Annotated in this window: 16 protein-coding genes and 4 pseudogenes; 11 read left to right on the top strand and 9 right to left on the bottom strand. The window is 60.3% G+C overall.

The genetic code is table 11. From position 1 onward, the window contains the following. A pseudogene (locus X751_RS0134600) lies at window positions 1–1,077 on the bottom strand (hypothetical protein); the annotation flags it as partial. Between the two features lie 960 nt (window positions 1,078–2,037). Next, entirely contained in the window at window positions 2,038–3,837 is a 1,800-nt protein-coding gene (locus X751_RS1000000168675) for a Ulp1 family isopeptidase (protein ID WP_023746291.1), read from the bottom strand. A 2,685-nt stretch (window positions 3,838–6,522) separates the two neighbouring features. Here X751_RS1000000168675 and X751_RS1000000168265 point away from each other — a divergent pair. Both X751_RS1000000168265 and X751_RS136305 read left to right on the top strand, forming a co-directional pair. After that, a pseudogene (locus X751_RS1000000168265) lies at window positions 6,523–6,976 on the top strand (type IV secretory system conjugative DNA transfer family protein); the annotation flags it as partial. Between the two features lie 641 nt (window positions 6,977–7,617). Further along, window positions 7,618–10,152 (top strand): two-component system VirA-like sensor kinase, encoded by a 2,535-nt coding sequence (locus X751_RS136305; RefSeq protein ID WP_031247377.1) that lies wholly within the window; start codon window positions 7,618–7,620, stop codon window positions 10,150–10,152. A 316-nt stretch (window positions 10,153–10,468) separates the two neighbouring features. Here X751_RS136305 and X751_RS1000000166440 read toward each other — a convergent pair whose 3' ends face one another. After that, entirely contained in the window at window positions 10,469–10,714 is a 246-nt protein-coding gene (locus X751_RS1000000166440) for a hypothetical protein (protein WP_084558349.1), read from the bottom strand. Window positions 10,715–10,925: 211 nt separating this feature from the next. Between X751_RS1000000166440 and X751_RS1000000166430 the strand changes: the two are divergent. The 3 genes and pseudogenes from X751_RS1000000166430 to X751_RS136315 all read left to right on the top strand — a co-directional run. Then, window positions 10,926–12,187, top strand: a pseudogene (locus X751_RS1000000166430) (ISL3 family transposase); the annotation flags it as partial. Between the two features lie 879 nt (window positions 12,188–13,066). Beyond that, on the top strand, window positions 13,067–14,152 hold the full coding sequence (locus X751_RS136310; protein ID WP_023746285.1) for an HlyD family efflux transporter periplasmic adaptor subunit: 1,086 nt from the start codon (window positions 13,067–13,069) through the stop codon (window positions 14,150–14,152). 32 nt (window positions 14,153–14,184) lie between these two features. After that, complete coding sequence (locus tag X751_RS136315) at window positions 14,185–16,344, top strand: peptidase domain-containing ABC transporter (protein WP_023746284.1); 2,160 nt, start codon at window positions 14,185–14,187, stop codon at window positions 16,342–16,344. Here the strand turns inward: X751_RS136315 and X751_RS0134580 are convergent. Then, window positions 16,341–16,541 carry a type II toxin-antitoxin system prevent-host-death family antitoxin gene (locus X751_RS0134580; RefSeq protein ID WP_032893340.1) on the bottom strand — a complete coding sequence of 67 codons (201 nt, stop codon included), beginning with the start codon at window positions 16,539–16,541 and terminating at the stop codon, window positions 16,341–16,343. The two genes, X751_RS136315 and X751_RS0134580, sit on opposite strands and share 4 nt — an antisense overlap. Window positions 16,542–16,592: 51 nt before the next feature. Between X751_RS0134580 and X751_RS1000000168260 the strand changes: the two are divergent. Continuing rightward, window positions 16,593–17,207: pseudogene (locus tag X751_RS1000000168260) on the top strand (IS630 family transposase); the annotation flags it as partial. Between the two features lie 25 nt (window positions 17,208–17,232). Here X751_RS1000000168260 and X751_RS136320 read toward each other — a convergent pair. Next, window positions 17,233–17,787 carry an IS110 family transposase gene (locus X751_RS136320; protein ID WP_023746281.1) on the bottom strand — a complete coding sequence of 185 codons (555 nt, stop codon included), beginning with the start codon at window positions 17,785–17,787 and terminating at the stop codon, window positions 17,233–17,235. Between the two features lie 443 nt (window positions 17,788–18,230). Here X751_RS136320 and X751_RS136325 point away from each other — a divergent pair, with 443 nt between their 5' ends. From X751_RS136325 to X751_RS136340, 5 genes are all read left to right on the top strand, one after another. Beyond that, window positions 18,231–19,196 carry a membrane protein gene (locus X751_RS136325; RefSeq protein WP_023693539.1) on the top strand — a complete coding sequence of 322 codons (966 nt, stop codon included), beginning with the start codon at window positions 18,231–18,233 and terminating at the stop codon, window positions 19,194–19,196. 65 nt (window positions 19,197–19,261) lie between these two features. After that, complete coding sequence (nadA, locus tag X751_RS136330) at window positions 19,262–20,236, top strand: quinolinate synthase NadA (protein ID WP_031247372.1); 975 nt, start codon at window positions 19,262–19,264, stop codon at window positions 20,234–20,236. After that, the gene (locus X751_RS136335; protein ID WP_023746279.1) at window positions 20,233–21,774 is read left to right on the top strand and encodes an L-aspartate oxidase; all 1,542 of its coding nucleotides are present in this window, start codon (window positions 20,233–20,235) and stop codon (window positions 21,772–21,774) included. The genes nadA and X751_RS136335 overlap by 4 nt, the downstream gene beginning before the upstream one ends. Beyond that, on the top strand, window positions 21,774–22,655 hold the full coding sequence (nadC, locus tag X751_RS0134570; protein WP_031247371.1) for a carboxylating nicotinate-nucleotide diphosphorylase: 882 nt from the start codon (window positions 21,774–21,776) through the stop codon (window positions 22,653–22,655). The genes X751_RS136335 and nadC overlap by 1 nt, the downstream gene beginning before the upstream one ends. 48 nt (window positions 22,656–22,703) lie before the next feature. Continuing rightward, on the top strand, window positions 22,704–22,904 hold the full coding sequence (locus tag X751_RS136340; RefSeq protein ID WP_023693535.1) for a hypothetical protein: 201 nt from the start codon (window positions 22,704–22,706) through the stop codon (window positions 22,902–22,904). On the opposite strand, the gene X751_RS1000000167280 is transcribed toward X751_RS136340, so the two are convergent. The 4 genes from X751_RS1000000167280 to X751_RS1000000166415 form a co-directional block, all read right to left on the bottom strand. Next, window positions 22,895–23,080, bottom strand: coding sequence for a hypothetical protein (locus X751_RS1000000167280; RefSeq protein ID WP_156936427.1), 186 nt, complete (start codon window positions 23,078–23,080; stop codon window positions 22,895–22,897). The two genes, X751_RS136340 and X751_RS1000000167280, sit on opposite strands and share 10 nt — an antisense overlap. Window positions 23,081–23,190: 110 nt before the next feature. Then, window positions 23,191–24,762, bottom strand: coding sequence for an IS66 family transposase (locus X751_RS136345; RefSeq protein ID WP_023700918.1), 1,572 nt, complete (start codon window positions 24,760–24,762; stop codon window positions 23,191–23,193). 54 nt (window positions 24,763–24,816) lie between these two features. Next, window positions 24,817–25,170, bottom strand: coding sequence for an IS66 family insertion sequence element accessory protein TnpB (gene tnpB, locus X751_RS136350; protein ID WP_023700917.1), 354 nt, complete (start codon window positions 25,168–25,170; stop codon window positions 24,817–24,819). Continuing rightward, window positions 25,151–25,624 (bottom strand): transposase, encoded by a 474-nt coding sequence (locus X751_RS1000000166415; RefSeq protein ID WP_023700916.1) that lies wholly within the window; start codon window positions 25,622–25,624, stop codon window positions 25,151–25,153. The genes tnpB and X751_RS1000000166415 overlap by 20 nt, the downstream gene beginning before the upstream one ends. Window positions 25,625–25,799: the final 175 nt, after the last annotated feature.

Genomic DNA, 25,799 nt, shown 5'->3' with positions numbered 1-25,799 from the left:
TGGTAGCTGGTTGCTCCTGTCCTGTGCAGCGATCCGCTCGTCCGGCGCGCGCTGGTCGCCGTCGCGCCAGATCAGGGGACGAAAGGACCCTGCGGGATCCGAGGCTTGGTGATGGGGCCCAGTTGGCACGAAAGACAATGGCAGAACAGCGTCGTCTTCATTAGCTTTCCCAGGGAGCTCGCGCCCGAGTTCGGACTTCCGGGGATGAGCTAGTGCACTGATCCCACCGGAGTTGTTATAGCGCTTGGCATCTTCATCCAGCGACCCCTCGTGAAGCCGAGCCGCAATCCCCGGCTTTTTGTTTTCAACCAGGTATTCACTGAAACGTCTAGGAGCAGATCCATAGGTCTGAATGGTAGCGGGATTCGGCCCGGTCGGCGCTGCCTTGTACTCTTTGATGGGAGCCGCTGTGTAATCTCTGATGAGCGCGGCGTCGGCAGGGTCGGGATTATTCAGGACAGCGGCGCGGTCCAGCACTGGCGCTCCGCCCGCCCACGTCTTGAGATGACCCACTGCTCTAGCCACGTCCGAGGAGCCACTCTTGCTCTCGTACTCCTTGAGATCCGGATCCAGCGACTCCTCGTGAAGCCGAGCAGCAAATCCCGGCCTGTTATTATCAAAGAGCCAACGACCAAAGCCGAGAAGAGAATTTACATGGCGCTTGACCGTGCTCTCCAATGCTGACCTCAGCCCTTCGACAACGGTCGCATCGTTGGAATAAAGAGGACGCTTGTCGGGACCGGAGACCCCTATTGGAGGATCTGGCTGCACCGCCGCCGGCACAGAACGAGCAGGGTCACGCAACTCGGACGGTGCGGGGGGATTCAGATCAACCACTGACGAATCCGGCGCATCATGATGGCGCGCCGTTGAGTGACCCGGCTGCAGCACCGAGGCACCCAGCATCGACCCACTGCCTCCGGCGTCGGGCGCCGCGGCGTGTTCTTGTCCGCTCCCTTGCATGAGTTGCGCCTCCCATGGCGATGGTAGAAGGTCCGCGTGCGGAATCGAGTCGAAATATCCCGACAAATCAGCGTCGACCATCTGCTTTTGCGACCGAGCCAGCGTTTCGGCCACCGCGGCCTCGCCAACCGCGGAGGGCGTCTCCTCAGCCCTGGCGAACGCTGGCCCGGCAGGCGCCGCCGGCACAGAACGAGCANGGCTGCAGCACCGAGGCACCCAGCATCGACCCACTGCCTCCGGCGTAGGGCGCCGCGGCGTGTTCTTGTCCGCTCCCTTGCGTCATGAGTTGCGCCTCCCATGGCGATCGTAGAAGGTCCGCGTGCGGAATCGAGTCGAAATATCCCGACAAATCAGCGTCGACCTTCTGCTTTTGCAACCGAGCCCACCTTTCGGCCACCGCGGCCTCGCCAAGCGCGGAGGGCGTCTCCCCAGCCCTGGCGAACGCTGGCCCGGCAGGCGCCGCCGGCACAGAACGAGCAGAGTCACGCAACTCGGACGGTGAGGGGGGATTCAGATCAACCACTGACGAATCCGGCGCATGATGGCGCGCCGTTGAGTGATCCGGCTGCAGCACCGAGGCACCCAGCATCGACCCACTGCCTCCGGCGTAGGGCGCCGCGGCGTGTTCTTGTCCGCTCCCTTGCACCATGAGTTGCGCCTCCCATGGCGATGTATCCACTTGAGGGCCGGGATCATGCACTGGTTCGTCCATTTGCTTTTGCAACCGAGCCCACCTTTCGGCCACCGCGGCCTCGCCAACCGCGGAGGGCGTCTCCTCAGCCCTGGCGAACGCTGGCCCGGCAGGCGCCGCCGGCACAGAACGAGCATGGTCACGCAACTCGAACGGTGCGAGGGGATTCAGATCAACCACTGACGAATCCGGCGCATCATGATGGCGCGCCCTTGAGTGACCCGGCTGCAGCACCGAGGCACCCAGCATCGACCCACTGCCTCCGGTATGCGGTGCCAGGTGCTCGTCCCCCAGCATCATGGGCTGCGCCTCCCATGGCAATGCACCCACTTGATGGGTGGGGGCCTGCATCAGCACGCGAGCGCCTGAATTGCCGATCTCGCTCAGCTGCTTAGCTTTCCCAGGGAGCTTCTCTGGCCGACCCAATGCCTTCTGCGGCCCGCTGTGCTGCGCAGCGGCGTCCCCAATGGCACGAGCCTCCATGCCGACTGCGTCTTCCGGACGAGCAGCAAGGGCAATTNCTGCGCAGCGGCGTCCCCAATGGCACGAGCCTCCATGCCGACTGCGTCTTCCGGACGAGCAGCAAGGGCAATTTCGCGCCCGAGTGCGGCGTACGGCGGGAACTTCCGGAGATGAGCTAGTGCACTGATCCACCGGTTACCACTGGAGTCCAAATAACGCCTGGCATCTTCATCCAGCGACCCCTCGTAAAGCCGAGCCGCAATCCCCGGCCTGTTGTTTTCATGCAGGTATTGACTGAAACGTCTAAGAGTAGCCGCATAGTCCTGAGTGGTTTTGGGATTCGGCCCGGTCGCAGGCTCTGCCTCGTACTTTTTGATGAGAGCCGCTTTGTAATCTTTGATGAGCACGGCGTCGGCAGGGTCGGGATTCAGGGCAGCGCGGCCCACCATTGGCGCTCCGCCCGCCGACTCTTTGAGACGACCCAGTGCTCTAGCCACGTTCGAGGAGCCACTCTCGCGCTGGTACTCCTTGAGATCCTGATCCAGCAACGGATCGTCAAGCCGAGCAGCAAATCCCGGCTTGTTATTATCAAAGAGCCAACGACCAAAGCCGAGAAGAGAATTTACATGGTCCGTGACCGTGCGCTCCCCGACCTTACCGGCATAGAGTGCTGACCGCAGCCCTTCGACAACGGTCGCATCGTTGGAATAAAGAGGACGCTTGTCGCGACCGGAGACCACTACTGGAGGATCTGGCTGCACCGCCGCCGGCATAGAACGAGCATGGTCACGCAACTCGAACGGTGCGGGGGGATTCAGATCAACCACTGACGAATCCGGCGCATGATGATGGCGTGTTTCCCCGGGAACAACGTCCCGTACGAACACCGAGTCTGGGTTGCCTTGGTCCGGCGCGACTGGAGCCAGGGCTCTGTCGTGCAACGCTCGCGCTGACTGGCCGAGCCGCTTGATCCGCTGGTGAAACGTCCCAACGGGGCTTTCCTTAACCGCGTCTCGCGCCTGTCGGTCCATGAGTTCAAAGTTCGTGAGATAATTTGCCGTTCCAGATGTATCGTCACCCATGAGTCGGGTTTGTAGTGCCTGCCGATTGACGACGAGGTTGTTGAGGTTCAGGTCTGGCAGGTCTGGCAGGTCTGGCTGCCATCTTTGCAATCGCCCAACCAGCGCCCGCGTGCCGTCCACCACGTAGACTCCGCAATCCCACTCGTTGCTCTGCTGGGCGATGCGGGGTAAGTCCACGCGGGTCTCCAGGCTGGCGCCCAGCCTTTCTGCGAGGTGTTTTGCAAGCTTGTCATGCCATCCGCTGACGGAGTCATAATGATAGGCAACCGGCCGTTCCCGGTCGCTGCGATCAACGAACAGCAGCGACCAATGTTTGCCGCGCTCCGCAAGAGTCTTACCGCCATCGCTCACTGGCACGAACAGGAAGTCGGCTGTGTCGTTACCGTTCTGATTATGGACGATGCGCTGGAATGCGCTTAGCTTGTCGCTCTCGGAGCCCAAGCGCAGATGATAATTGGCTACGAGGGGATCCACGAACCGCGTCCGGGCGGCGAGTTCTGGATTGTTCCCCTGCAACTCCTGCTCCAGGAGCTGGTAATCCCTGTGGATATGTTCGTCGCCTAGCAATTGCAATGCGCCGAGCACCCGCCCGCTGGGGTCGCCGAAAACACCAAAAAACCCTTCGACCGCGGGGGACATCCCCTCAGGAAAGAGCTCTGGCGAGGCGGAATTCTCCGCCCGCAAGCTGGGCGGAGCGAATTCCGGTGGCCTCAGCGGCACCTCCTCGCTTGGTAGCAGGTTGCTCCTGTCCTGTGCAGCGATCCGCTCGTCCGGCGCGCGCTGGTCGCCGTCGCGCCAGATCAGGGGACGAAAGGACCCTGNATCAGCACGCGAGCGCCTGAATTGCCGATCTCGCTCAGCTGCGGCTCAGTGGCAACGTCCTGCAGACGACTGTTCAGGGGCCTTTGCCTCTTCGCTGGTCTCAACTCCGCTGTATCATGCTCACGGTTGATGAGGACCTCCTCGCTTGATAGCTGGTTGCTCCTGTCCTGTGCAGCGATCCGCTCGTCCGGCGCGCGCTGGTCGCCGTCGCGCCAGATCAGGGGACGAAAGGACTCTGCGGGATCCGAGGCTTGGTGATGGTGCCCAGTTGGTACGAAAGACGATGGCAGAACAGCGGCGTCTTCATTAGCTTCCCCAGGGAGCTTCTCTGGCCGACCCAATGCCTTCTGCGGCCCGCGGTGCTGCGCAGCGGCGTCCCCAATGGCACGAGCCTCCATGCCGACTGCGTCTTCCGGACGAGCAGCAAGGGCAATTTNCTGCGCAGCGGCGTCCCCAATGGCACGAGCCTCCATGCCGACTGCGTCTTCCGGACGAGCAGCAAGGGCAATTTCGCGCCCGAGTGCGGCGGACGGCAGGAACTTCCGGAGTTGAGCTAGTGCAATGATCCTCCGGTCACCACTGGAGTCCTTATAGCGCTTGGCATCTTCATCCAACGACCCCTCGTGAAGCCGAGCCGCAATCCCCGGCTTGTTGTTTTCAACCAGGTATTCACTGAAACGTCTAAGAGTAGCTCCATAGTCGTGAATGGTTTGGCGATTCGGCCCGGTCGCAGGCGCTCCCTTGTACTCTTTGATGAGAGCCGCTTTGTACTCTTTGATGAGCACGGCGTCGGCAGGGTCGGGATTCAGGACAGCGCGGCCCACCATTGGCACTCCGCCCGCCGACTCTCTGAGACGACGCAGTGCCACAGCCACAGTCGAGGAGCCACCACTGCTCTCGTACTCCTTGAGATCTTCATCCAGCGACTCCTCGTGAAGCCGAGCAGCAAATCCCGGCTTGTTATTTTTAAAGAGCCAACGACCAAAGCCGTAAAGAGAATTTACATGGCGCTTGACCGTTTCCTCCTTGGCCTTACCCGCGTAGAGTGACCTCAGCCCTTCGACAACGGTCGCATCGTTGGAATAAAGAGGACGCTTGCAGCCGCGACCGTCGGAGACCACTACTGGAGGATCTGGCTGCACCGCCGCCGGCACGGGGGAACGAGCATGGTCACGCAACTCGAACGGTGCGGAAGGATTCAGATCACCCACTGACGAATCCGGCGCATGATGATGGCGCGCCGTTGAGTGACCCGGCTGCAGCACCGAGGCACCTAGCATCGACCCACTGCCTCCGGCGTACGGCGCCGCGGCGTGTTCTTGTCCGCTCCCTTGCATCATGGGCTGCGCCTCCCATGGCAATGCACCCACTTGATGGGTGGGGGCCTGCATCAGCACGCGAGCGCCTGAATTGCCGATCTCGCTCAGCTGCGGCTCAGTGGCAACGTCCTGCAGACGACTGTTCNGCGCGCCGTTGAGTGACCCGGCTGCAGCACCGAGGCACCCAGCATCGACCCACTGCCTCCGGCGTACGGCGCCGCGGCGTGTTCTTGTCCGCTCCCTTGCATCATGGGCTGCGCCTCCCATGGGGCCGCGCCTTCGATGAGGCTCAGGTCTCCCTGAGACGGATGAGGATGGAACGGGTCTGGCAGAGCCGGAACGCCGGGGGCGGGAATTTGGGCAGCGGCTTGGCGCGCCTCGCCCGAGCGCTGCTCAAAGCCCTCTTGCCCGGCCTGTGCCGCTTGCTCTTGAGATGCCGGGGGCTGCACCTGCCGCCAACCTGTTACATTGGATAGGTCAAATTTGTGCCGGTTCACGCTAGCCTCACGTCCACAGATCAGCTGAGCAACCTACTCGGGCATACTTACGAGAAGCTGACGAGGTCCGCGGTCCCGGAGCGGGTAGGCCTAATTTTCTGCGCGCCGATTGCGCTGGCGCGACGTAGCCCGGCCTTTTGCCAGCTCGGCAGCTACGGCTCGCAAAGAGCGTCGTAAGGCTTGCGGAGCCGCCCCTCAGCTCCCGTCGAGGAGCAATCCACAATTCACATATTTGGAGATGGCTCGCTGGTTTACCGGTCTGCGAGCCCCTGCAAGCCCATGCTTCAGATGCCGCCCGTGCAGAGGTATTTCATTTCGAGGTAGTCCTCGAGGCAATGGCGGGAACCCTGCGTCAGCGGGAGCGTCAGCTACATAGTCGATAACACGCGCTTTTTACCTCGGTCTCGGCTCGCAACGATGGATTGCTAACGGCGAACTCATGCTGGTCGGCAAGGCGATACTGGCTGGAGCATCAACTCGGCCGACGAGAGTGGCCACACCAGGATCGGCCGATATTCCCGCATCGCCGCTCTGCAAAAAGCACAGCGGGCATCCAGACGTTGCCGGGTTGACTATGGGTGTCCGAACCGCGAAAAGAGGCCGCTCTTTATGAGTGGCGTGCGCTGGCAGTCTAACCCCAAGCCCCCCGCCCGGGCTGCCGGCGCGCTTCTAGGAACATCGAGGTAGATGACGAGACTCCGAACTACATTTCCAAAGCTATCGGTGGATTCACATTTCAAGCCCAATCGATTTCCTACAGCCAGGCGCGAACGTTCGATTGGAACATTCAGAATTCACATCAAGGTGCACCGCTATTGCGTCCCGAACAGGTTCGGCTGCTCGATGACGACTACGAGNAACATTCAGAATTCACATCAAGGTGCACCGCTATTGCGTCCCGAACAGGTTCGGCTGCTCGATGACGACTACGAGATTGTTCTCATCAAAGGTCTGCCACCATTAAAATTGAGGAAGGTGCGATATTTTTCGGATCGCATTCTGAAACGCATCTTTGAAAGCCAGACAGGCGCCCTCCCGGAGCCGGCGCCCTTGACGGGAGCAGAGGAGGCGCTCTCCGCAGAATCTCAACTCGATGACCCGCTGTGTGAATTGGCGCAGGACTTTGACGATACAGTTTGATGTGAGGCTAGTATGAACCCGCGAAATAGTAATCCATCCCGTGTAACAGCTTTGTCGCAGGTGCAGGACGCCGGCTTGGAAGACGGGCAAGCGGTCCAGGCCCGGCGAGTGGGCTTTGAGCAGCACGTGTCCGAGGCGCTCCGGCCGCTGTTCGATGGTCGAGCTGACGAGCCGCCTACCGGTCCAGAGGAGCTTCTGCGACTGGAAAAGGGGTTTCGCGAGGTGCTTCAGCGAGGGCAGGATCATCAAGCCGCCTCGTCTTTTTTCAGCGATCCAAGGATGCCCGCTGGACGGGATGACCCCAAGGGAAGCGTGTCGGACGCTTTCGCAGCAGCCGGCTCTAGGCACGCCGGAGTTGAGGCCGCCGCCCCGCCAGTGTTAGCTGCCAGCCAACAGCAGATCCGGCCCTCGCCAGTTGCGTTTGACCGGCCGGTATCATCCTCGGCTGCTGCAGGCGTGCGCTTGTATGCCCCTTCGATGATCTCTCGGAAGACCAGTTCCGAAAACTGCGATCAGTTGCCCGCCTTGTGCTGCCGCCTCGCCGTCGAGGTCGAAACGCCCGCGAATCAATGGAAGGTCAGCGGGCCATGGGGGCAGAGTGCAACGGCGTCTACACCGCCTATTTGAGGGGAGAGGTACACTTGGCTTTCCTGTTCCAGCAGCATCCGGCCGCACACCGACGCGATGGGGAGCTAGAATTCAAATCGGACCTTCGCAAGGCACGCACCGCGGATCAAACGCCGTTCGTTTGGGAAAAATGGCTCAGTACCGACAAAGCTTCTGTAATGGCCCTAGTGGCCTCGGTCGCGCTCTTGGTCGCGATACAGTGGCAAGACCCCCAGATCAACGAGGCGGTCCTAAGCGAACTGCGGACGATTCAGATCAACTACGCATTGCTCCAGCGAGACGTCGCCCGCGCCGACATGGTATTGGACTTCCGTTCCGTTGCTTCTACCGGGCAAGCATTAAAAAGGAACCTTCAAAACTACCAACGCCTTGTTGAGATTTCGCCCAATGAGAGCTCCGGGGTGCACTCCAGGTTGGTTGCACAGCTCAAAAATTCCCTCGAAAACACAGAAGCTGCCATCTCGGCCTCGGCCGCGCAAAATGAGCTTCTGCAAAGCTCTCTCGTACGCTTTGCTCGCTCGGCTAATCGCCTTCGGGGGGGATTGTCGAACAGGCCTGAATTTTCCAATCTGATCCTTCAATTTTCGGCCAGACCGGGATTCAGCCTCGCATTACAAATCGATCAGTCTCTCCGCCGACTTCCTCCTAGCCAGGACCAAGTCACGGAGGATGTTGCCCGCGAGGGCCGCGCTATCCTGTCCTCAATGTTGAGGTTGGACCGCGCTGTCAATCTGATCCCATCCTTCGACACGTTCGCCAAGGCTGCCGAATTGGAGCGAGAACATCTGAAAGCCTACAGCTTCGCAAGCGCGCAAGCGCAGCGTACACGACTTTTCTTTGGCTTGGTGTCCATATGCCTCTGCTTGTTTGCGACCATTCGAGCCTCCACGCTGCATGTGCGGACGAACCGGTTGGAAAGGCGGTTAGAGCTTGAAGCGGCAATGAGTGAGATCGAAGCTTGCTTCATCGACAGTCAAGCAACGAAGGCTTCGCGGCGCTTCTCCACCGAAGCAGCGCTTAGACTCATTCAATGCGTTTTCGATGCGGATCAATGCGCGCTTGCTCTGGTGGATCCGAGTATCAGCAGGAATACCGAGTACTTTGTCGCGAACAAGCGCATGCGCGTCTGGAACGCCACGCTAATCCATGAAGTCGTCTCACTTGTACACCCGGAACAGCCAGTGTTTCGCGTCGTCCCGGCGTCGGAAGTCGTTCGGACTGCCGTAGGCACTACCGGTGTTTGTCAAATTGTTGGGTGCAGGGCCTCCGATCAGCAGGCTGCGGTTTGTATCCTTGTTTTTGAAGGAGATCGCTCACCACCCTCCACAGACGACCTCCTGGTTCTGGCGAGCGCTACTGTGCGTTTAGGCAACCATCTTGAAATGCAACGTGTACACACGGAACGTAACCTTTTTGAGAGTCGATGGGAGCATGCGGAAAGGCTGACGGCTGTCGGCACAATCGCAAGCGGCGTTACACATGAATTCAATAATGTTCTAGGAGCAATAGTCGGCTACGCAGAGATGGCTAAAGGTCTTGTGCGCCGTCCCTCGAGAATTCGGGGCCACATCGGCCAAATTATCTTAGCCAGCAACCGAGCCAAACTGATTATTGATCAAATTTTGTCACTAAGCCGAAATCGGAAGCGCGTGACGATGCCTTTCGACGTCTCGGAGAGTGTAATGGATCTCGCGCCATTGCTGCGGGTTACACTTCGTGCGGATGTTGAGTTGAACTTCAAGATCAACGAGTGGCAAACGGTGATCGAGGGCAGCCCGACCGAGATACAGCAGATCCTTATGAATCTATGCAAGAACGCGTCGGAGGCTCTCTTGAATGAGGGCCGTGTCGAGATTAGCGTTTCTCGCGCTCACGTCTGTCAAACGAAGCCCGTGGCTAAGGGCACCTTGAAACCGGGAGATTACGTTCTCCTCTCCATCAGCGACGATGGCCAAGGAATCGCAAGTTCGGTGCTTCCGCATATCTTTGAGCCCTTTTTTACCACGCGCTCTCGCGTCGGCGGGACCGGACTGGGTCTTGCTGCAGTGGACCGCCATGTGAGCGCGCTCGCAGGATGCCTTGACGTCACCTCGGCTGTTGGCCGAGGTACACGCTTCGATCTCTACTTACCGGCCTGCGCTGAGGAGCAGGTCAGAGCTGATAGCGCTTTCCGCCCATGCGATGGATCACTTGGCAACGGAGAAATCATTGCAGTCGTTGACCCCGATCCAGCAGCGTTGGAGATCTACAAGGATAAGATCGCCGCGCTGGGTTATAGGCCGGTCGGCTTCGCGACCTTCGAGAGTCTTTGCGACTGGATCGAGAGCGGGAAGGCAGCCGACCTCCTAATTTTCGATAAAGCGACTTTCCTCGGGCCAGGACAGCCCGAAGCCGTACGTACCACCCTGATGACGGTGCCCATCATCGTCGTTGGTGGAAGCGACCCCATGCCGATCACATCTGGTAATCAGACCTTCGTCCTTTGGCTAGCCAAACCGGTCTCGTCCAGGACGATGGAGCATGCAATTCGTAGGATGATAATGGCATGATGCCGCCGACGCGCTCAGGATACCGAGCTACCGAGGCAGTCGGAGGCGGAGCCGGCTGGGATCCAGCAAATACAAGAGCGTCGGACGATCTCTGCGCACCCGGCTCATGGCGAGTTCCTCTCGAACACTGTCGTGGGCTTCCGCCCAAGGAAGGGCTCCCCGACCACGGCAAACCTGCCGCCGTGCTCGTGACCGTCAAGGACAAGTCGCCGCGCGATGGGGTCTGCGGGCCTCCATCCTTGACAAGTCACTGCGCGCTGGCGGCGACAGGCGACGGGTAATATAAGGTCGTGACGAGGAGATGGTCGCCAATCGGTCACGCAAGATGGTTGACGAAATGACTCGAGAGCAAAGCTCGACAATCATCGCCCCATTCACGCCAGACTTCTCCTGTGCGTTCATCATCGGCTACGGCTCCTCGCTGCCCCGACAAGGCTATCGCCGCCCCTTTGAAACTGCCGAGTATCTGACCAATTTCCAGTAGAACCGATTTCACGGCCGCGGTGGTGCGGTCGTCGTAGTCGGCGGCCGATTGCGATTCGGGCGGTACTACTGGAGCCATTGCAATTTCTCCTGCCGCAAATGGTCAGCGGCCTCCTGTCCCCTCTCCCCGGATATCACCAAATCAAGGTAAGTTTGAACAGGACTTGTGCAAACGACGCCGGGCGCCGGCTCGATTGTATCAAGCAGTGGCCCTTCATCCTTCAGGATCGTGATCACAACGTTTTCACCCTTCGCCGCCGACGACAGCTTGAGGGCATGTCGCCGAGCGATCCCGCCGGACCTCGCGATTGGAGTGTATCGTTCATCATCTTGGGCTGGCGCTCGGCGGCCGGCCGGCGGCCAGTTTTGCGAAGCGGCTGATGGTCCCGGTCAATAATGACACGCTGCTGCGGGTGGTGCGGCGACGGGCCTGTTTGCAAACAGATCCTCTCAAAGTTGTCGGCATTGATGATTGGGCCTTCCGTCGCGGCCATCGTTACGGCACGATCGTCTGTGATCTGGAGCGGCGGCGGATCGTGACACTGTTGCCTGATCGTGAGGTTGCCACCGTCGAGGCCTGGCTCGCCGACCATCCTCAGATCGAAACCGTCTCGCGCGACCGCGGCGGCGGTTACGGTGAAGCGACTGCGAAGGCGTTGCCCGAAGCGGTTCAGGTCGCCGACCGCTGGCATCTCCTGAAGAATGCGAGTGCGGCTTTCCTCGACGCCGTCCGGGATGCGGACAATCCAAACTGCGATCGGCGCTACGACGGTCAATCCCGATCTGCTCACCTACGCGGAGAAGCGGCAACACGAAGGCTATCTGCGGCGCGAGGAGACAAATGCGGCAATCATGAAACTTGCCAGCGAAGACATCCCCATCAAGGAGATCGTGCGTCGCACCGGCCACAGCCGTAAGCTGGTCCGTCAGGTGGTCCGTGGCCAGCGGACCGATATTTTCCGCGCCCGCCAGAGTTCACTCGAAGCCTGGCTGCCCTTGCTGGAAGGGCAATGGAAATCTGGTTGCCACAATGCAAGCGAGCTTTGGCGACGGCTGAAGACAAAGGGCTTTCGGGGACGTCTGGGTGTCGTCAGCGAATGGGCAAGGCGACGACGACGCGCCGAACAGGCATCCGATCAGCAACTCCACAAGGTGCCATCAGCCAGAACGATCGCACGGTTAATGACGACGGCGCGCGATCAACTGAACAAAACCGACACTATGATGATCGCTGTCATCGAGGCGGGTGTGCCCATGCTGGTGGAAGCACGCAATCTGATCGCTGGTTTCCATTCCATGATCCGCAAGAAAGTCGCCCATGAGCTCGAGCCGTGGATCGCCGACGCCAGCAAAAGCCTCATTGCGTCTTTCGCCAATGGCATCATTCGCGACCGTGCTGCCGTCCGCGCCGCGATCACCGAGCCATGGTCCAACGGGCAGACGGGCAGACGGGCAGACGGGCAGACGGAAGGACAGATCACCAAGCTCAAGCTTGTAAAACGGCAGATGTACGGCCGACCTCCTCCAAGCACGTTTGATCGGCGCTGCCTGAAAGAAAATATCATCGAGAGTGCGTCAGACCCCTTATTCCACGCCGAAACACAATCAATCACTTCGCGAAAATGCTCGGAGAGGACCCCGAACTCCTGGAGGCGATCGTCTGTAACGGCGACAATCTGTGCTACGGCAGTCTCATCAGCGTTTACGACGGCACGGGCGCCCATGCGACCAATGACTGGAAACGATTTCCTCGAAGACTTCGTCTCAGAGCCAGACATCATCGCACGCATCAAAGCGAAATCTCCGCGGTAACAATCGGGCGCTTACACAAGACCACACTGCCGCAAGCTGCTCAGCGTGTTCCAGATGCTGTTCCTGACAGGCCGGTTCTCTCGGCAGAATGCTTGGCCGAAATATATCCTCCATGCAGGCAGAGCTCACCTACCCGCACTGGCCCCTACCAGTGTCGGGTTTGTCGAATCCGCGACACGGTGACGTCTGGCTGGCGTGCCGCCGCGCTCTCAGTGAAGCCATTGAATAACATCCAGAACAGTTTTCTGGGTCGCTTCCTGTGCAGTTGGCACGACTCTTGATGTTGGTTGTACGGCGGCAAAAGCCGCTAAATGGCAGACTGTTCATCTTATTTGATCTCTAGGAAAGGAGATAGCAATGAAGGTCGTTCTGTCAGATTATGGTGTGACTGAATTGGCTCCAGAAGAAGCATCCACAATTTCGGGCGGGTGGGCTTTTTTTGGGGCGATAGCTTTCGCGGTGGCGGGGTTAATTGGCGTTGTGGCTGCGACTATACTGGTAGCGGCGAGGCACTGGAAGAGACACGGTTAGAACATTAGTGTGCAAGCTAAATACCCTTTCTCCTGAAATTGCCAGCTACACTGCAGAGAGCATTCTCTCCCGACGATCAGGACGATCTTTGATCATCTATCGGCTGATTTTGCTCTCTGTGGTTGCGACGTTGGTGTCGCTGCCACTCATCACCATAGCGATCTCGGTCCAAAGTGCCGGTATCATTCGCCCCACCCTCGAGAAGACGCCCCTGGTCGCACCCGTCTCCGGACGCATCTCCCGTATCCTTGCCGTTGAGAACGATCTGGTTGCCCAGGGGCAGGAGATTCTCGCCCTTGATGATGAGGTGGTTGAGGAAAAGCTCAGGGCGTATAAAGGCGATATTCGCGCTAAGAGTGATCTTGCCCGTGACCTCGAAACCCTGATCTCCTCCGGCACGAAGGCCAAGGACCCGATCCTCCTCCTGACCGAGTCCGCCAAGGCGGAGCGGGCGCATTTTCTCAACCTGCTGCGGGAGAACCAATATGCCAGCAGTAATGCCGCGGCGGAACTCGGCCGCGCTAAGCGACTGCTCTCCGCTGCTGCGACGCCCGCAAAGGCCGTTGAGGAGAAGGCTTTCGCCCTCCAGAACATTGAGGTTCAGGGGGAGATCCTTGCCCGGCGCAAATCCGCCGAATGGAACCAGCAGCTCTTCGACCTTACCCTGCGCCTCAAGGAACTCACGGCCGCCGTGCATCAGCTCGAGAAGGAACGGGATCTCACCCACATTCGGGCCTCCGTGTCAGGCGCACTCGAGCAATTCACCGGCCTGACCCCCGGCAGCTACATCCAGGCCGGGCAAACCGTTGCTTGGGTTTCGCCGGACGACGAACTGGTGGCGGAAATCTACGTCTCCCCCAAAGACATCGGCTTCGTGCGGGAGGGCCAGTCGGTGCGGCTCCAAGTGGATGCCTTCAACTACAATCAATGGGGTCTCATCGATGCGACAGTGCTCGGCGTAGCGCAGGACTTCACCCTCCACGACATGAGCCCGGTCTTCAAGGTCCGCTGCGCACTCTCTCGCACCCATCTCGCACTCAAGAACGGGGTCATCGGTCATCTGAAGAAGGGCATGACCGTGCGGGCCCGCTTCCTCGTGGCAGAACGCACTCTTCTGCAACTCCTCTACAATGAGGCCGACGATTGGCTCAATCCCCTCCTGGCGGGCCACTAATCCTTCCCTATCCAAACAGCCAGCGAGCCGCCATGTCGAGCAAGGTTATCAAGTTCAAGCAGCACGACATCACCGATTGTGGAGCTGCCAGTCTTGCTTCTGTCGCAGCCTTCTATGGTCACAAGCTGCCATTGTCGCGCATCCGCCAGTATGCCTCGACCGACCGCTCCGGCACTACCGTACTGGGCCTCACGGAAGCGGCCCGGAAGCTGGGCTTTGTCGCCAAGGGAGTGAAGGGTGGCTTCGACAGCCTGTACAAGATCCCCAAGCCCGCTATCGCGCACGTCGTCGTCAAGGGGGTCCTTCACCACTTCGTCGTCATCCAGGCGATCGACGCGAGGTGGGTCACCGTCATGGACCCAGCCTATGGCGAAATCCGCAAGCTGCCGCACGAGGAATTCAAGACGCAATGGACTGGCGTCCTGGTGCTCCTGGTTCCGGCAGCCACCTTCAAGCGCCGCGACGAGACCATTACGCCGCTTGCCCGGTTCGCGCGTCTGCTTGCGCCACAAAAGGCGGTGATGGCCCAGGCTCTCGCCGGGGCGCTCGTGACGACGGTACTCGGGCTCTCGACGGCAATCTACGTCCAGAAGATCGTCGATCATGTGATCACAGCGGGCAACCGCAACCTGCTCAACCTGATGAGCCTCGTCATGCTGGTGATCCTGGTGGCGCAGATCCTGATCAATCTCCTCGGGAACCGGCTTATCCTGCAAACGGGGCAGAAGATCGATGTCCACTTGATCCTCGGCTACTACAAGCACATCCTAAACCTGCCCCAGAAGTTCTTCGACAGCATGCGCATGGGCGAAATCATTGCCCGGATGAACGACGCCGTGAAGATCAGGAGCTTCCTGAACGACGTCTCGATCAGCATATTCGTTGACGTGCTAATGATTCTATTTTCGTTCGGGCTGATGTGCATCTACTCGTGGAAGATCGCCTTGGTCGTGGCGGTCTCCATTCCGCTGTATCTCTTGGTCTATTGGACCATCAACCGGCTGAATAGGAAGCACCAGCGCGCGATTATGGAGGATGCCGCAAACCTGGAGGCGGAGCTGGTGGAATCCCTCGGAGCTGTCTCCACAATCAAGACCTCCGGCGTGGAGAGTTTCGCCAACTTCAAGATGGAGATCCGTTTCATCAAGATGCTGCACTCCGTCTACAGTTCCGGTCTCATCTCGATATTCGGGGATAATGCCTCGACTTTCCTCTCGACCCTATTCACCATCGTGCTGATGTGGTTCGGAACGACGCTTGCCCTGGATCAAACCGTCACGCCCGGCGAGTTACTGTCCTGTTATACGTTACTCGGCTATGTCATCCGGCCGGTCGCCAATCTGATCCAGACTAATCGGATCGTTCAGGATGGCTTCATCGCAGCGGATCGCCTGTTTGAGATCTTCGACCTGGAGCAGGAGACAAGCGGCGGCGGCATCGATGCCACAAAGTCCGACCTTGGTGATATTCGCCTGGAGAACGTCACGTTCCGCCATGGTTCGCAGCCGGAGCTTTTCCACGATCTCAGCGTCATCTTCCGCCGGGGCGAGATGACGGCCGTGGTGGGGGAAAGCGGCTCGGGCAAGAGCACCCTTGCGGCGCTGCTGCAGAATGTCTACCCGCTTGAGGGCGGACGCATCCGGATCGGTCCCTTTGCCCTCCAGGATCTCTCAACGGTGTCCGTGCGCAAGGCTATCGCTGCTGTGCCGCAATCGGTCGATGTGTTCTCGGGCTCGGTGATCGGGAACATCGCCCTTGGCGAGTTCGAGCCGGACATCGAGAAGATCCTGCACATCTGCGATCAAATAGGGCTACGAGAGCTGATCGAGCGCTGGCCCGGCGGTCTCCAGACCTATTTGGGCGAGAATGGTGTACGCCTCTCCGGCGGCGAGAAGCAGCAGCTTGCGTTGGCTCGGGCTCTGTACCGGGATCCGGAGATCCTGATCCTCGACGAAGCGACCTCCTCTCTCGACTCGATAGCCGAGGGGTTTGTCCTGCGAATCATTGAAGATCTTCGTCGGGCCGGTAAGACCATAATCGTCATCGCTCATCGACTCAGCACCATTCGTAGGGCCGACAAGATCGTGGTCTTCGACAAGGGACAGCTTATTGAGGAGGGGAGGCATGCTGATCTGCTGGCAACTGAAGGTGCTTACGCACGCTTGTGGCGGGCGCAAACCGGATCCAGCTAACCACGACGGTGCCGTAGCGCATCGATCACCGCCAGCCATCGATCGAACTGCCCGGCGGTCAGGAGCACAAATTTGCGCTTGCCGCGCTTTGTGATCTCGACAGACCCTCGGTATGCCGCCTCGACCACCTCGTCGGATTTGTTGCCGAGGTCGGTTAGAGCATAATCTGACCTGATGGAATCGCGAGGGATTCCCATCGGGGAGAATATCTGATTCATCATGTCGGCTGGGTATGGAGGCCAGCAGGCATGGTTAGAGCCATATCGGAGGATTTGCGTTCGCGAGTGATCGCAGCGGTTGAGAGTGGCCTGTCGCGGCGGGCTGCGGCGGATCGTTCGGTGTTGCCGCGGCAAGCGCGGTCCGCTGGGTCCGCGAATGGCGAGAGAGCGGCGCGACGCGGGCAAAGCCCCAAGGCGGAGACAAGCGCTCCCAGCGGATCGAAGCCTACCGGGATACGATCCTGGCGGTGATCGAAGGTCAGGACGACATCACACTGGTCGAGTTGGCTGAATTTCTCAGGGCGGAGCATGCGGTCGTGTTCGCGCCGAGCACGATCTGGCGCTTTCTCGACCGTCACTCGATGACCTTCAAAAAAAACAGCGCACGCCAGCGAGCAGGATCGGCCCGACGTGCTCGCGCGGCGACGCGCCTGGTTCAAGGCCCAGCCTGATCTCGATCCCGAACGGTTGGTCTTTGTCGACGAGACCGGCGCATCGACGAAGATGGCTCGCCTGCGTGGACGGGCAAAGCGGGGCATGCGGTGCCGATCTCCGATCCCGCACGGGCACTGGAAAACGACTACTTTTACAGGCGCATTGCGCCTGACGGGCATGACTGCGCCGATGGTCCTCGACGGACCGATGACGCTGGCAGTTCGTTGAGCCCCTCTCAGACACCCCAGGATTGTAGTAGACAACCTGCGCCGTCAGCAACCAGTTCCCAAACCTTTCGCCGGAACTGTGACCCAATCGATCGACCGAACTGCAGCCCATATTCCTTCAGCATGGACCGTGTCTGATTTTCGAGATCGCGACGGATCTCGACAAGTCTCGACCGGGCGACGAGCATGGACCGGGTGGCCTGACTCTCTGCGCTCTTGACCTTCACTTCTCGATACCAGCCGACGCGAACCAGTTCGGCCAGTCCGCGGGCATCATTCTCATCACTCTTGTTCATTCGCACTGAAAGCGCTGCCTTTGCATGCCGAGCATCAAGGCAGACGACCGGCAACCCGACCCTTTTCAGCTCGTGCCATAGCCAGCTGGACATGGCGCCCGTCTCAAATCCGATGCGCTCGGCTTGAGGCGCACGTTTGCGGAGTAACTCGGTCAGTGCTCCCGGATCGGACTTCGCCTTTCCCTGGAACACCGTCTTTCCAGTATCGTCGACCACACAGACGCTCGTCTCCCTCTGCGACACATCCAGCCCGACATATTGCTTCACTGCGGCCTCCTCGATCTCAATGGTTGGCGGCTTTTGCCGTCAGCCGAATCTTCGTTCAAAGGAGCGACGGCAGCAATTACGTCATCGTTTCCAAAACTGACCCTCGATCGGCGTCCAATTTAAGCTCTATCTCTGCCAATAATACGTGGGGTCGAGCCACGTAGCCGGCGCCCGCTATCTTCGAGGATTCCCGCCCCCGTGCAGGGTTACTTGAGGCCCCGGTCACTCCACAATGGCAGAGCCTCTCGGACCGCCGAGCGCGGCTTACTTGCGCTGCCCCAGGGTCAGGTGCCGCGAATGTCGCTTCTGAAACATGCCGGGTGTAGACCGAAGGTCTAAGCCTTTCATAGAGCAGCCGAGTTGACAGGCGAAATGGCCTGTTACACGCTGGTTAAATCGATTAGGATGTTTCGCAGGGAAAACTCTGCCCAACCCAGGCAACCATGGAAGATCGCCCAAAAGCAACACGCAACGGTAGGGCCGCCGCCAAGGCCAAGCAAGTCGAAGCGGAGCTGATTGCCGTTGTCGTGTCCGTCAATGATGGTGAACCAGCGGTCCTCACCATCGGGCAGGGGGATTGCCTGCCCTCGGGGCCGTTCGCGCTGGAGCATCGATCGCTGCAGTCAGGTCTAAGGGCGTGGGTCGAGAAGCAGACTGGTCATCCCCTCGGCTATATTGAGCAGCTCTATACGTTCGCTGATGCCGACCGCGCCGACGGGCGCCAGCAGCGCGTCATTTCCATCAGCTATCTCGCTTTGACCCGGAAGGAACATGCCACCGGCGCATCCACCTGTGCCTGGCGGAGCTGGTACGATTATTTTCCGTGGGAGGACCACCGCCTCGGAACACCGAAACTGATTGCGGATGTTCTGAAGCCGCGTCTGCTTGCCTGGGCGGCCGATGCCAAGCAAACTGCGACGCGCAGTGAGCGGCGGCGGCGGGCTGCCATTGCTTTCGGGCTCGACGAGCGCCCCTGGAATGAAGAGCTGGCGCTTCAGCGCTATGAGCTGCTCTACGAGGCGGGTCTGGTGGCAGAGGCCACCCGCGACGAACGGTCGATCGCATCCGACTCAACAGCCGGGACAACGATGGTTGCCGACCATCGCCGCATCCTGGCCACGGGCCTTGCGCGCTTGCGCTCGAAGATCAAATACCGGCCAGTCGTCTTCGAGCTGATGCCGCCGGTGTTTACGCTGCTGCAGCTGCAACGGACCGTGGAAGCCCTGGCAGGCCGGCTGATCAACAAGCCTAACTTTCGCCGGCTCATCGAGCAGCAAGAACTGGTCGAGGAGACTGGCGAGACGTCTCTGGATACGGGCGGGCGCCCGGCCAAGCTCTATCAGTTTCGCCATGTCGTGCTGGATGAAACTGCCGTTGCGGGGACAAAATTGCCTCTGGCCCGGGGTTGACACGCTTATAGTCAACCTAGATATATACCCCTTATAGTCGAATGGATTATAAACGGGAGGCGCCGGTGAGCGGGACGATACCTTCGGCCGCGTCCCTGTATCAGCGCGTCCAGCGCGTCATCCCCCGAGTGGAATGGGCGGCTTTCAGCGACGACGTCGAGGCCATTCTGGCGCTAAAGCGCGAGCGCAACGCCGTTATCCTGGCGCACAACTATCGAACCCCCGAGATCTTCCACTGCGTGGCCGACATCGTCGGCGACAGCCTGGCGCTGGCCCGCAAGGCAATGACCGTCGATGCGGACATGATCGTGCTCGCCGGCGTGCATTTCATGGCTGAGACGGCGAAGCTCCTCAATCCGGACAAGACGGTGCTCATTCCAGATCTCGGCGCAGGCTGCTCGCTGGCTGACTCGATCGCTGCGAACGATGTGCGGCTGAGGCGGCAACGCTATCCTGGCGTGCCGGTCGTGACCTACGTCAATACGTCCGCTGCCGTGAAGGCCGAGTCGGACATCTGCTGCACCTCCGGCAACGCTTTGGCTGTGGCGGAGTCGCTTGGCGGTGAGCGGGTGATCATGCTGCCCGATGAATACCTGGCCAGGAACATCGCGGCACAGACTTCGGTCGAGATCATCGCCTGGAACGGTCATTGCGAAGTGCATGAGCGCTTCACGCCAGCCGACATTCGCGAGCTGCGGGATGCCTACCCTGGCGTTACCGTGCTTGCCCATCCTGAATGCCCGCCGGAAGTTGTCGCGGTTGCCGATTTCGCCGGCTCGACTGTGGCGATGTCGGATTTCGTCGGACGGCACAAGCCTGCGCGCGTCGTGTTGATGACCGAATGCTCAATGAGCGACAACGTGGCCATCGAGCACCCCGACGTCGAGTTCGTGCGCCCCTGCAATCTCTGTCCGCATATGAAGCGTATCACGCTCGCCAACATTCGCACGGCGCTGCAAGAAACCCGCCACATCGTGACCATCGATGCTCGAGTGGTTGATGGTGCTCGGCGTGCGGTCGAGCGGATGCTTGCCGTATGACGCCAGACGTCGGCGACATCAGGGGAGCGCCCGTGATCATCGGCGCTGGCGTTGCCGGGCTGATGACCGCGCTTCATCTGGCGCCGCATCCCGTTTACCTTCTGTCCCCGACGCGGCTCGGGACCGAAACCTCCAGCACACTCGCGCAAGGCGGGCTGGCGGCAAGCCTCGGCGCTCACGACAGTCCAGACCTCCATCTTGCAGACACGCTTGCTGCAGGTGATGGCCTCTGCGACGAGAGTGTGGTCAGACGCGTTGCGAATGCGGCGGACCGAGCCATCGAGAATTTGATGGACTTGGGCGTCGCCTTCGACTGCTCGTGGGGCGGGACACTGCGGCTCGGGCTCGAGGCAGCGCATTCCCGTCGCCGGATCGTCCATGCCGGGGGTGACTCTACGGGCCGCGAGCTTGTACGCGCGCTCATCATCGCTGTGAGGCGAACGCCTTCGATCACAATTCTGGAAGGCATGGAAGCCCGCCGGCTCATTGTGGAAAATGGGGCGGTCAGCGGCGTTGTGGCGGCAAAAGGTGGACAGGCGATTATATTTCCGACGCGCCGCGTGGTTCTTGCGAGCGGCGGTATCGGCGCCCTGTTCAGAGACACGACCAATCCAGCCGGCTCATTCGGGCACGGCCTGGCGCTCGCCGCATGCGCCGGTGCGGAACTCGCCGATCTGGAATTCATCCAGTTCCACCCGACGGCGCTCGACGTTTCGCAGCGGCCGATGCCGTTGGTGAGCGAAGCGGTTCGCGGCGAAGGCGCAGTGCTGATCGACGAGTGCGGGCACCGCTTTCTGTGCGACACGCCTGGCGGCGAACTGGCATCGCGCGATGTCGTGGCTCGGGCCGTGTGGCAGCAGCTTGGCACCGGACATCGCGTTTACCTTGATGCCCGGCAGTCCCTCGGCCAGAAGTTCGCCAAGCGCTTCCCAGCTGTGACCCGGCATTGCCGGGACGCCGGAATCGATCCTGCCGTTGAGCCGATTCCGGTTCGCCCGGCGGCACATTATCACATGGGCGGCGTGGCCGTGGATGCCGCGGGCCGCAGCACGGTGTCGGGCTTGTGGGCTTGCGGTGAGGTTGCCTGCACCGGTCTGCACGGGGCGAACCGGCTTGCCAGCAACTCGCTGACCGAGGCCGTGACGACCTCGCTGTGGGTCGCCCAAAGCGTAGCTGCCGCTCCTGCGGGCTGGCAGTGGCCAAGGCTTGTCGCAACGGCACCCCCGCGGCCCGACCCCTCCTCCGTTCGCGACGCGGTCTCCAATGGGCTCGGTGTTATACGGGACGGGCAAGCACTATCCGACACCGTGGAAACGCTGCTGCCGATCGCGGTTCGCAACACTGGCGCTTCCGACCCTGCTTTGATCGCGCTGATGATCGCCATTGCAGCGCTTCGGCGCGAGGAAAGCCGCGGCTCGCATTGCAGGTCGGACTTCCCCACACGCAGCGCGCAGGCCCGATCTTCGCGCTTGACCCTCGCCTCAGCAATGACGGTTGCGGCCGAACTTAATCTGCGGTGCGCGGAACGGAGTGCCTGATGACGTCACCTCCACCCCTTCCCGGGATCGTGATCGAGCCGATCGTGCGTAGCGCTCTACTTGAGGATCTGGGCAAAGCCGGTGACCTTACCAGCGATGCGATTATACCCTTTGACTGCAAGGCAACTTTTGCGTTCAGAGCACGGCAGTCTGGCGTTGTTGCCGGTCTTGATCTGGTAGCCTACGCTTTCATGCTTGTTGATCCGTCGATCGACATAAATTTTGGACGTCTGGACGGCAGCAGGATCGCGGCGGGTGAGACTATTGCAAGGGTGAGTGGACCGGCGCGTGGAATGCTTGCGGCCGAGCGTACAGCGCTCAATTTTCTCTGCCATCTCAGCGGCATTGCGACGGCAACGGCCGAGATCGTCAAGGCGGTGCGCGGTCAGAAAGCACGGATCGTCTGCACGCGAAAGACGACGCCCGGCCTACGCGCGCTGGAAAAATACGCCGTGCGCGCCGGCGGCGGCGCCAACCACCGCTTCGGGCTGGATGATGCCGTGCTCATCAAGGACAAACACATTGCCATTGCCGGCGACATCCGCACGACCATTGAGCGGGCGCGCGCCGCGGTCGGCCATATGGTCAAGGTCGAGGTCGAGGTCGACACGCTCGACCAGCTCGAGATCGCGCTAGGCGCCGGGGTCGACGCCATCCTGCTGGACAATATGTCCGTCAAGCAACTGACCCGAGCGGTGGCAATGGTCGACGGCCGCGCGACCACCGAGGCCTCGGGTCGCATAACGCCGGCAACGGCACCAGCCGTAGCGGCAACCGGGGTCGACCTCATTTCTATTGGGTGGCTTACGCACAGCGCGCCAATCCTCGACATCGGCATGGACGTGCCTATCGAAGCATGCATCCAGAAGCATCTGAACTGAATAGAGCGCGCTCCATATAGGAGCAATCTGCGGAAGTGGGGACGTACGATGATCGACAAGGGATTGAGATCCGACCGGGCCAAGGCGCTTGCCTTCATCAGCGCAATGCTCAGCGAACTGAATCAGATCGCGGGGTCTCACAGGCTGCAGTTCCTAGGATACCTTCTGGAGATGGCGTATATCGAGTCGTACGACATGGTCCGCAAAGAGCGCTCCCACCATCAAAGCAAGGCCATAGATCAGGGATAGCCCTGCTGAACTGAGCGCTGCGGCAGCTTCAAATCTGACCTCGGCACATCTGTTTCCGCAAAAGAGACGCGCAGTGCTCCAGCGCGTTCACGGGCGGTTGGACTGCAAAAACCAGTTGGAATGTTTGACAGCGCGGCAGGATCACGATTTGCTCTCCAGTGCGCGAGCAACGACATGGATTCGATCTCCTTGTTTCGAGAAATGGTCGGACTGTTTGTAAGCGCTCATTTCCCCGCACATTGACGGCCCTTGCAACAACTGATCGCTTTCAGACGGACGCGTCGGGTCAGGCTGCGGCGGCTTTGAGGAAGTTGAAGGGCAGGAGATCGTCGATAGCCACGTTCTCGGGGCGCTGAGGCAGTTCAGTGAGGACGTGGCGCAACCACGCTAACGGCTCGACGCCACAGGCGCGGCAGGTCAACGTCAGGCTGTAGATGACGGCGCTGGCCTTGGCTCCGTCGACGGTATCGCTGAACAACCAACTCTTCCTGCCAGTTGCAAAAATCCTGATGTCACGCTCGAGAAGATTGTTGTCGATCGGCATGCTGCCGTCCTCGGTGTAACGCGTCAGATATCCCCATTGGTTCAGGGTGTAGGACACGGCGTCGCCGAGCTTGCTGTCCGGCAAGACTTTTGGGGCGATGTCGTCGAGCCATGCCTTGAGAGCCTGGAGGATGGGGACACTATGTTGCTGGCGGAAGCGGCGAATGCAGTGATCTCGCGTTTCGCCGTCATCGGGGATTTCGTTCCGCGCCTGCCTTTCAACCCGATAGAGCTGTTCGAAGAACCGGAGTGCCTGTTCCGGCGGGCCGCCGCCTTTCTTCCTCGCCTTTAGGGCATCGACGAAGCGCCGCCTCGAATGGGCCATGCAGCCAAGATGCGTTGCCCCTTCCAGCGTGCGCCAAGCGGAATAGCCGTCGCTCATGACGATGCCGCGGTAATCGCCCAAGAAAGTCTGCGGGTGTATCTGGCCGCGACCCGGTTGATAATCGAGCAGCACGATCGGCTCGTCACTGTCGTGGCCGCTCCGGTATGCCCACATGTACGAGGTGCTGGCGGCCGCTCTGTCCATTTCCTTCAGCACCTGGACCGTGGTCTCGTCGCCATGGATGAGGGGCTGCGATCTGAGCCGCAGCTTCAGGGCGTCATAGATGCGGGAGAGATGCTTTTCGCTCGAGCCGATCACCCAGTGGCCCAGAGCGCCACGGCTGACAGGAACACCCGCGCGCTCGAAGGCCTGCGCCAGGCGGTAGAGCGGTGTGCCGTCGACGTACTTATGAACGAGCGCGAAGGCCAGCGTCGAAGCCGTGGCGATGCTGCCCGGCAAAGGTTGCGCGGGCATCGGCGCGGTCACGACCGGCGTGTTGATGCCGGTACGCTCACAATGGCGGCAAGCATATTTGAACCGCACATTCTGCAGAACCTTCGCCTTCACCTCGATATGAAGCTGCTCGGTAACGGCCTCGCCCATGCGATGCATCTGATGACGGCAGCAAGGACAAGCCTTCTGGTCGTCGGGAAGGTCGTACTCGACACGCTCGCGCGGCAGGTTTTCCGGCAAGGCCTTGCGGCCGCGCTTCTTTCCCGTCGCCCCTTCGGTCGCCGGCAAGCCCGTGTCCGGCAGGACAACGACATCGCCATCTTCGCTGTCGGCGTCATCCTCATCCGCGGCCTGTTCGGCTTCATTGAAGAGGCGGTCAATGTGCTTTTCGCTCTTCGGCGCAAAACGATGCAGTCGTGCAAGCGCCAGCTCTTCCTCGAGTTTGACGACCCGTTCGGCGAGTTGACGGTTCTGCGCCTGCAGCGCAGCAATGCGCGCCATCAACTCTTCAACAGTCGGTTCGCCGGGTCGATTCATCAGATTCTTGAATCGAAAGCATGCCGCCGCGTCAATCGCTCAATTCGAGAGCCCTCAACCGGCAACCTGATATTGCCGCACCGGATGGCGGACCATCGCATCGATATCGATGCCATCGAGGATCCAGTGCAATTGCTCGGTCGTAAGCGTGATCACCGCTGCCTCCCGGCGCGGCCACCTGAACCTGTCCTCGGTCAGCCGCTTCAGGACCAGCACAAAGCCCGACCGATCGAAGAACAGGAGCTTCATCCGGTCGCGACGGCGATTGCAGAACGCAAAAACTGCCGGAGCAAACGGATCGAGCGCCATCGTCTCTTGGACCAGAACCGCGAGGCTGTTGATGCCGGCCCGGAAGTCGATCGGCTCGCGGTGCAGGTAGACTTTCAGGTCAGCGCCCAGTCTGAACATGACCCAGTGCTCCGATGGTCGCCGTCAATGCATCCAGATCACCGCATTCCAGCGTCAACGTCACGCCGTTCGGCAGCGACGCGCTCACCTTGGCTGGAGAGGACAAATGCGCTGTCCTTTTCGATGCCGACCAACGCACCCCATCGCAAGTCTCCGGCAAATCCACCGCAGCCATGCTGCTCTGTCGCAGCAAGGCCCGATCGGAAGTGCTTTCAATCTGAACCGGGATGAACGCAGGTGGCGGGGACGGCGGGAGGGACTGGGTCTCCGCGCGCTTCTTTATCCACTTCCGAAGAAGGTTCGCATTGACCCCATGTTCGAGCGCGAGCCTCGATACCGACACGCCAGGCTCAAGGCAGGCCGAGACAAGACGCTCCTTCGATGCGGCCTCGTATCGGCGTCGCCCGTCCCGACCGACAAGCCTCACCCGCAGTTTCTGCTCATCTTCTTCCATCACAAGGTGTCCACCTATTTCGGTGGACACCTGCATGCATCAGAGCACTCAACAGCAAAAGGTGCGGGGAAATTCGCGCTTACGACTGTTTCGCACAACTGACATCAGTTTCGGTTGAGTGGATTCGAGTGGGTCTAGTGGCCCCTCACTGAGGCCCTATGCGAAATCCTAGGCC

This window comes from Mesorhizobium sp. LNJC394B00 (assembly GCF_000502555.1).
Lineage (GTDB): Bacteria > Pseudomonadota > Alphaproteobacteria > Rhizobiales > Rhizobiaceae > Mesorhizobium.
This window is presented reverse-complemented; position numbering and strand designations above follow the sequence as displayed.

What these genes read in the sequence shown, in the direction of transcription:
- X751_RS136315 (WP_023746284.1), top strand. Translation starts at nt 14,185, where the DNA reads ATGTCGAGCAAGGTTATCAAGTTCAAGCAGCACGACATCACCGATTGT.
- X751_RS136335 (WP_023746279.1), top strand. Translation starts at nt 20,233, where the DNA reads ATGACGCCAGACGTCGGCGACATCAGGGGAGCGCCCGTGATCATCGGC.
- nadC (WP_031247371.1), top strand. Translation starts at nt 21,774, where the DNA reads ATGACGTCACCTCCACCCCTTCCCGGGATCGTGATCGAGCCGATCGTG.
- X751_RS1000000167280 (WP_156936427.1), bottom strand. Translation starts at nt 23,080, where the DNA reads ATGTCGTTGCTCGCGCACTGGAGAGCAAATCGTGATCCTGCCGCGCTG.
- X751_RS0134580 (WP_032893340.1), bottom strand. Translation starts at nt 16,541, where the DNA reads ATGGGAATCCCTCGCGATTCCATCAGGTCAGATTATGCTCTAACCGAC.
- X751_RS136325 (WP_023693539.1), top strand. Translation starts at nt 18,231, where the DNA reads ATGGAAGATCGCCCAAAAGCAACACGCAACGGTAGGGCCGCCGCCAAG.
- X751_RS1000000166440 (WP_084558349.1), bottom strand. Translation starts at nt 10,714, where the DNA reads ATGGCTCCAGTAGTACCGCCCGAATCGCAATCGGCCGCCGACTACGAC.
- X751_RS1000000166415 (WP_023700916.1), bottom strand. Translation starts at nt 25,624, where the DNA reads ATGGAAGAAGATGAGCAGAAACTGCGGGTGAGGCTTGTCGGTCGGGAC.
- tnpB (WP_023700917.1), bottom strand. Translation starts at nt 25,170, where the DNA reads ATGTTCAGACTGGGCGCTGACCTGAAAGTCTACCTGCACCGCGAGCCG.
- X751_RS136340 (WP_023693535.1), top strand. Translation starts at nt 22,704, where the DNA reads ATGATCGACAAGGGATTGAGATCCGACCGGGCCAAGGCGCTTGCCTTC.
- X751_RS136345 (WP_023700918.1), bottom strand. Translation starts at nt 24,762, where the DNA reads ATGAATCGACCCGGCGAACCGACTGTTGAAGAGTTGATGGCGCGCATT.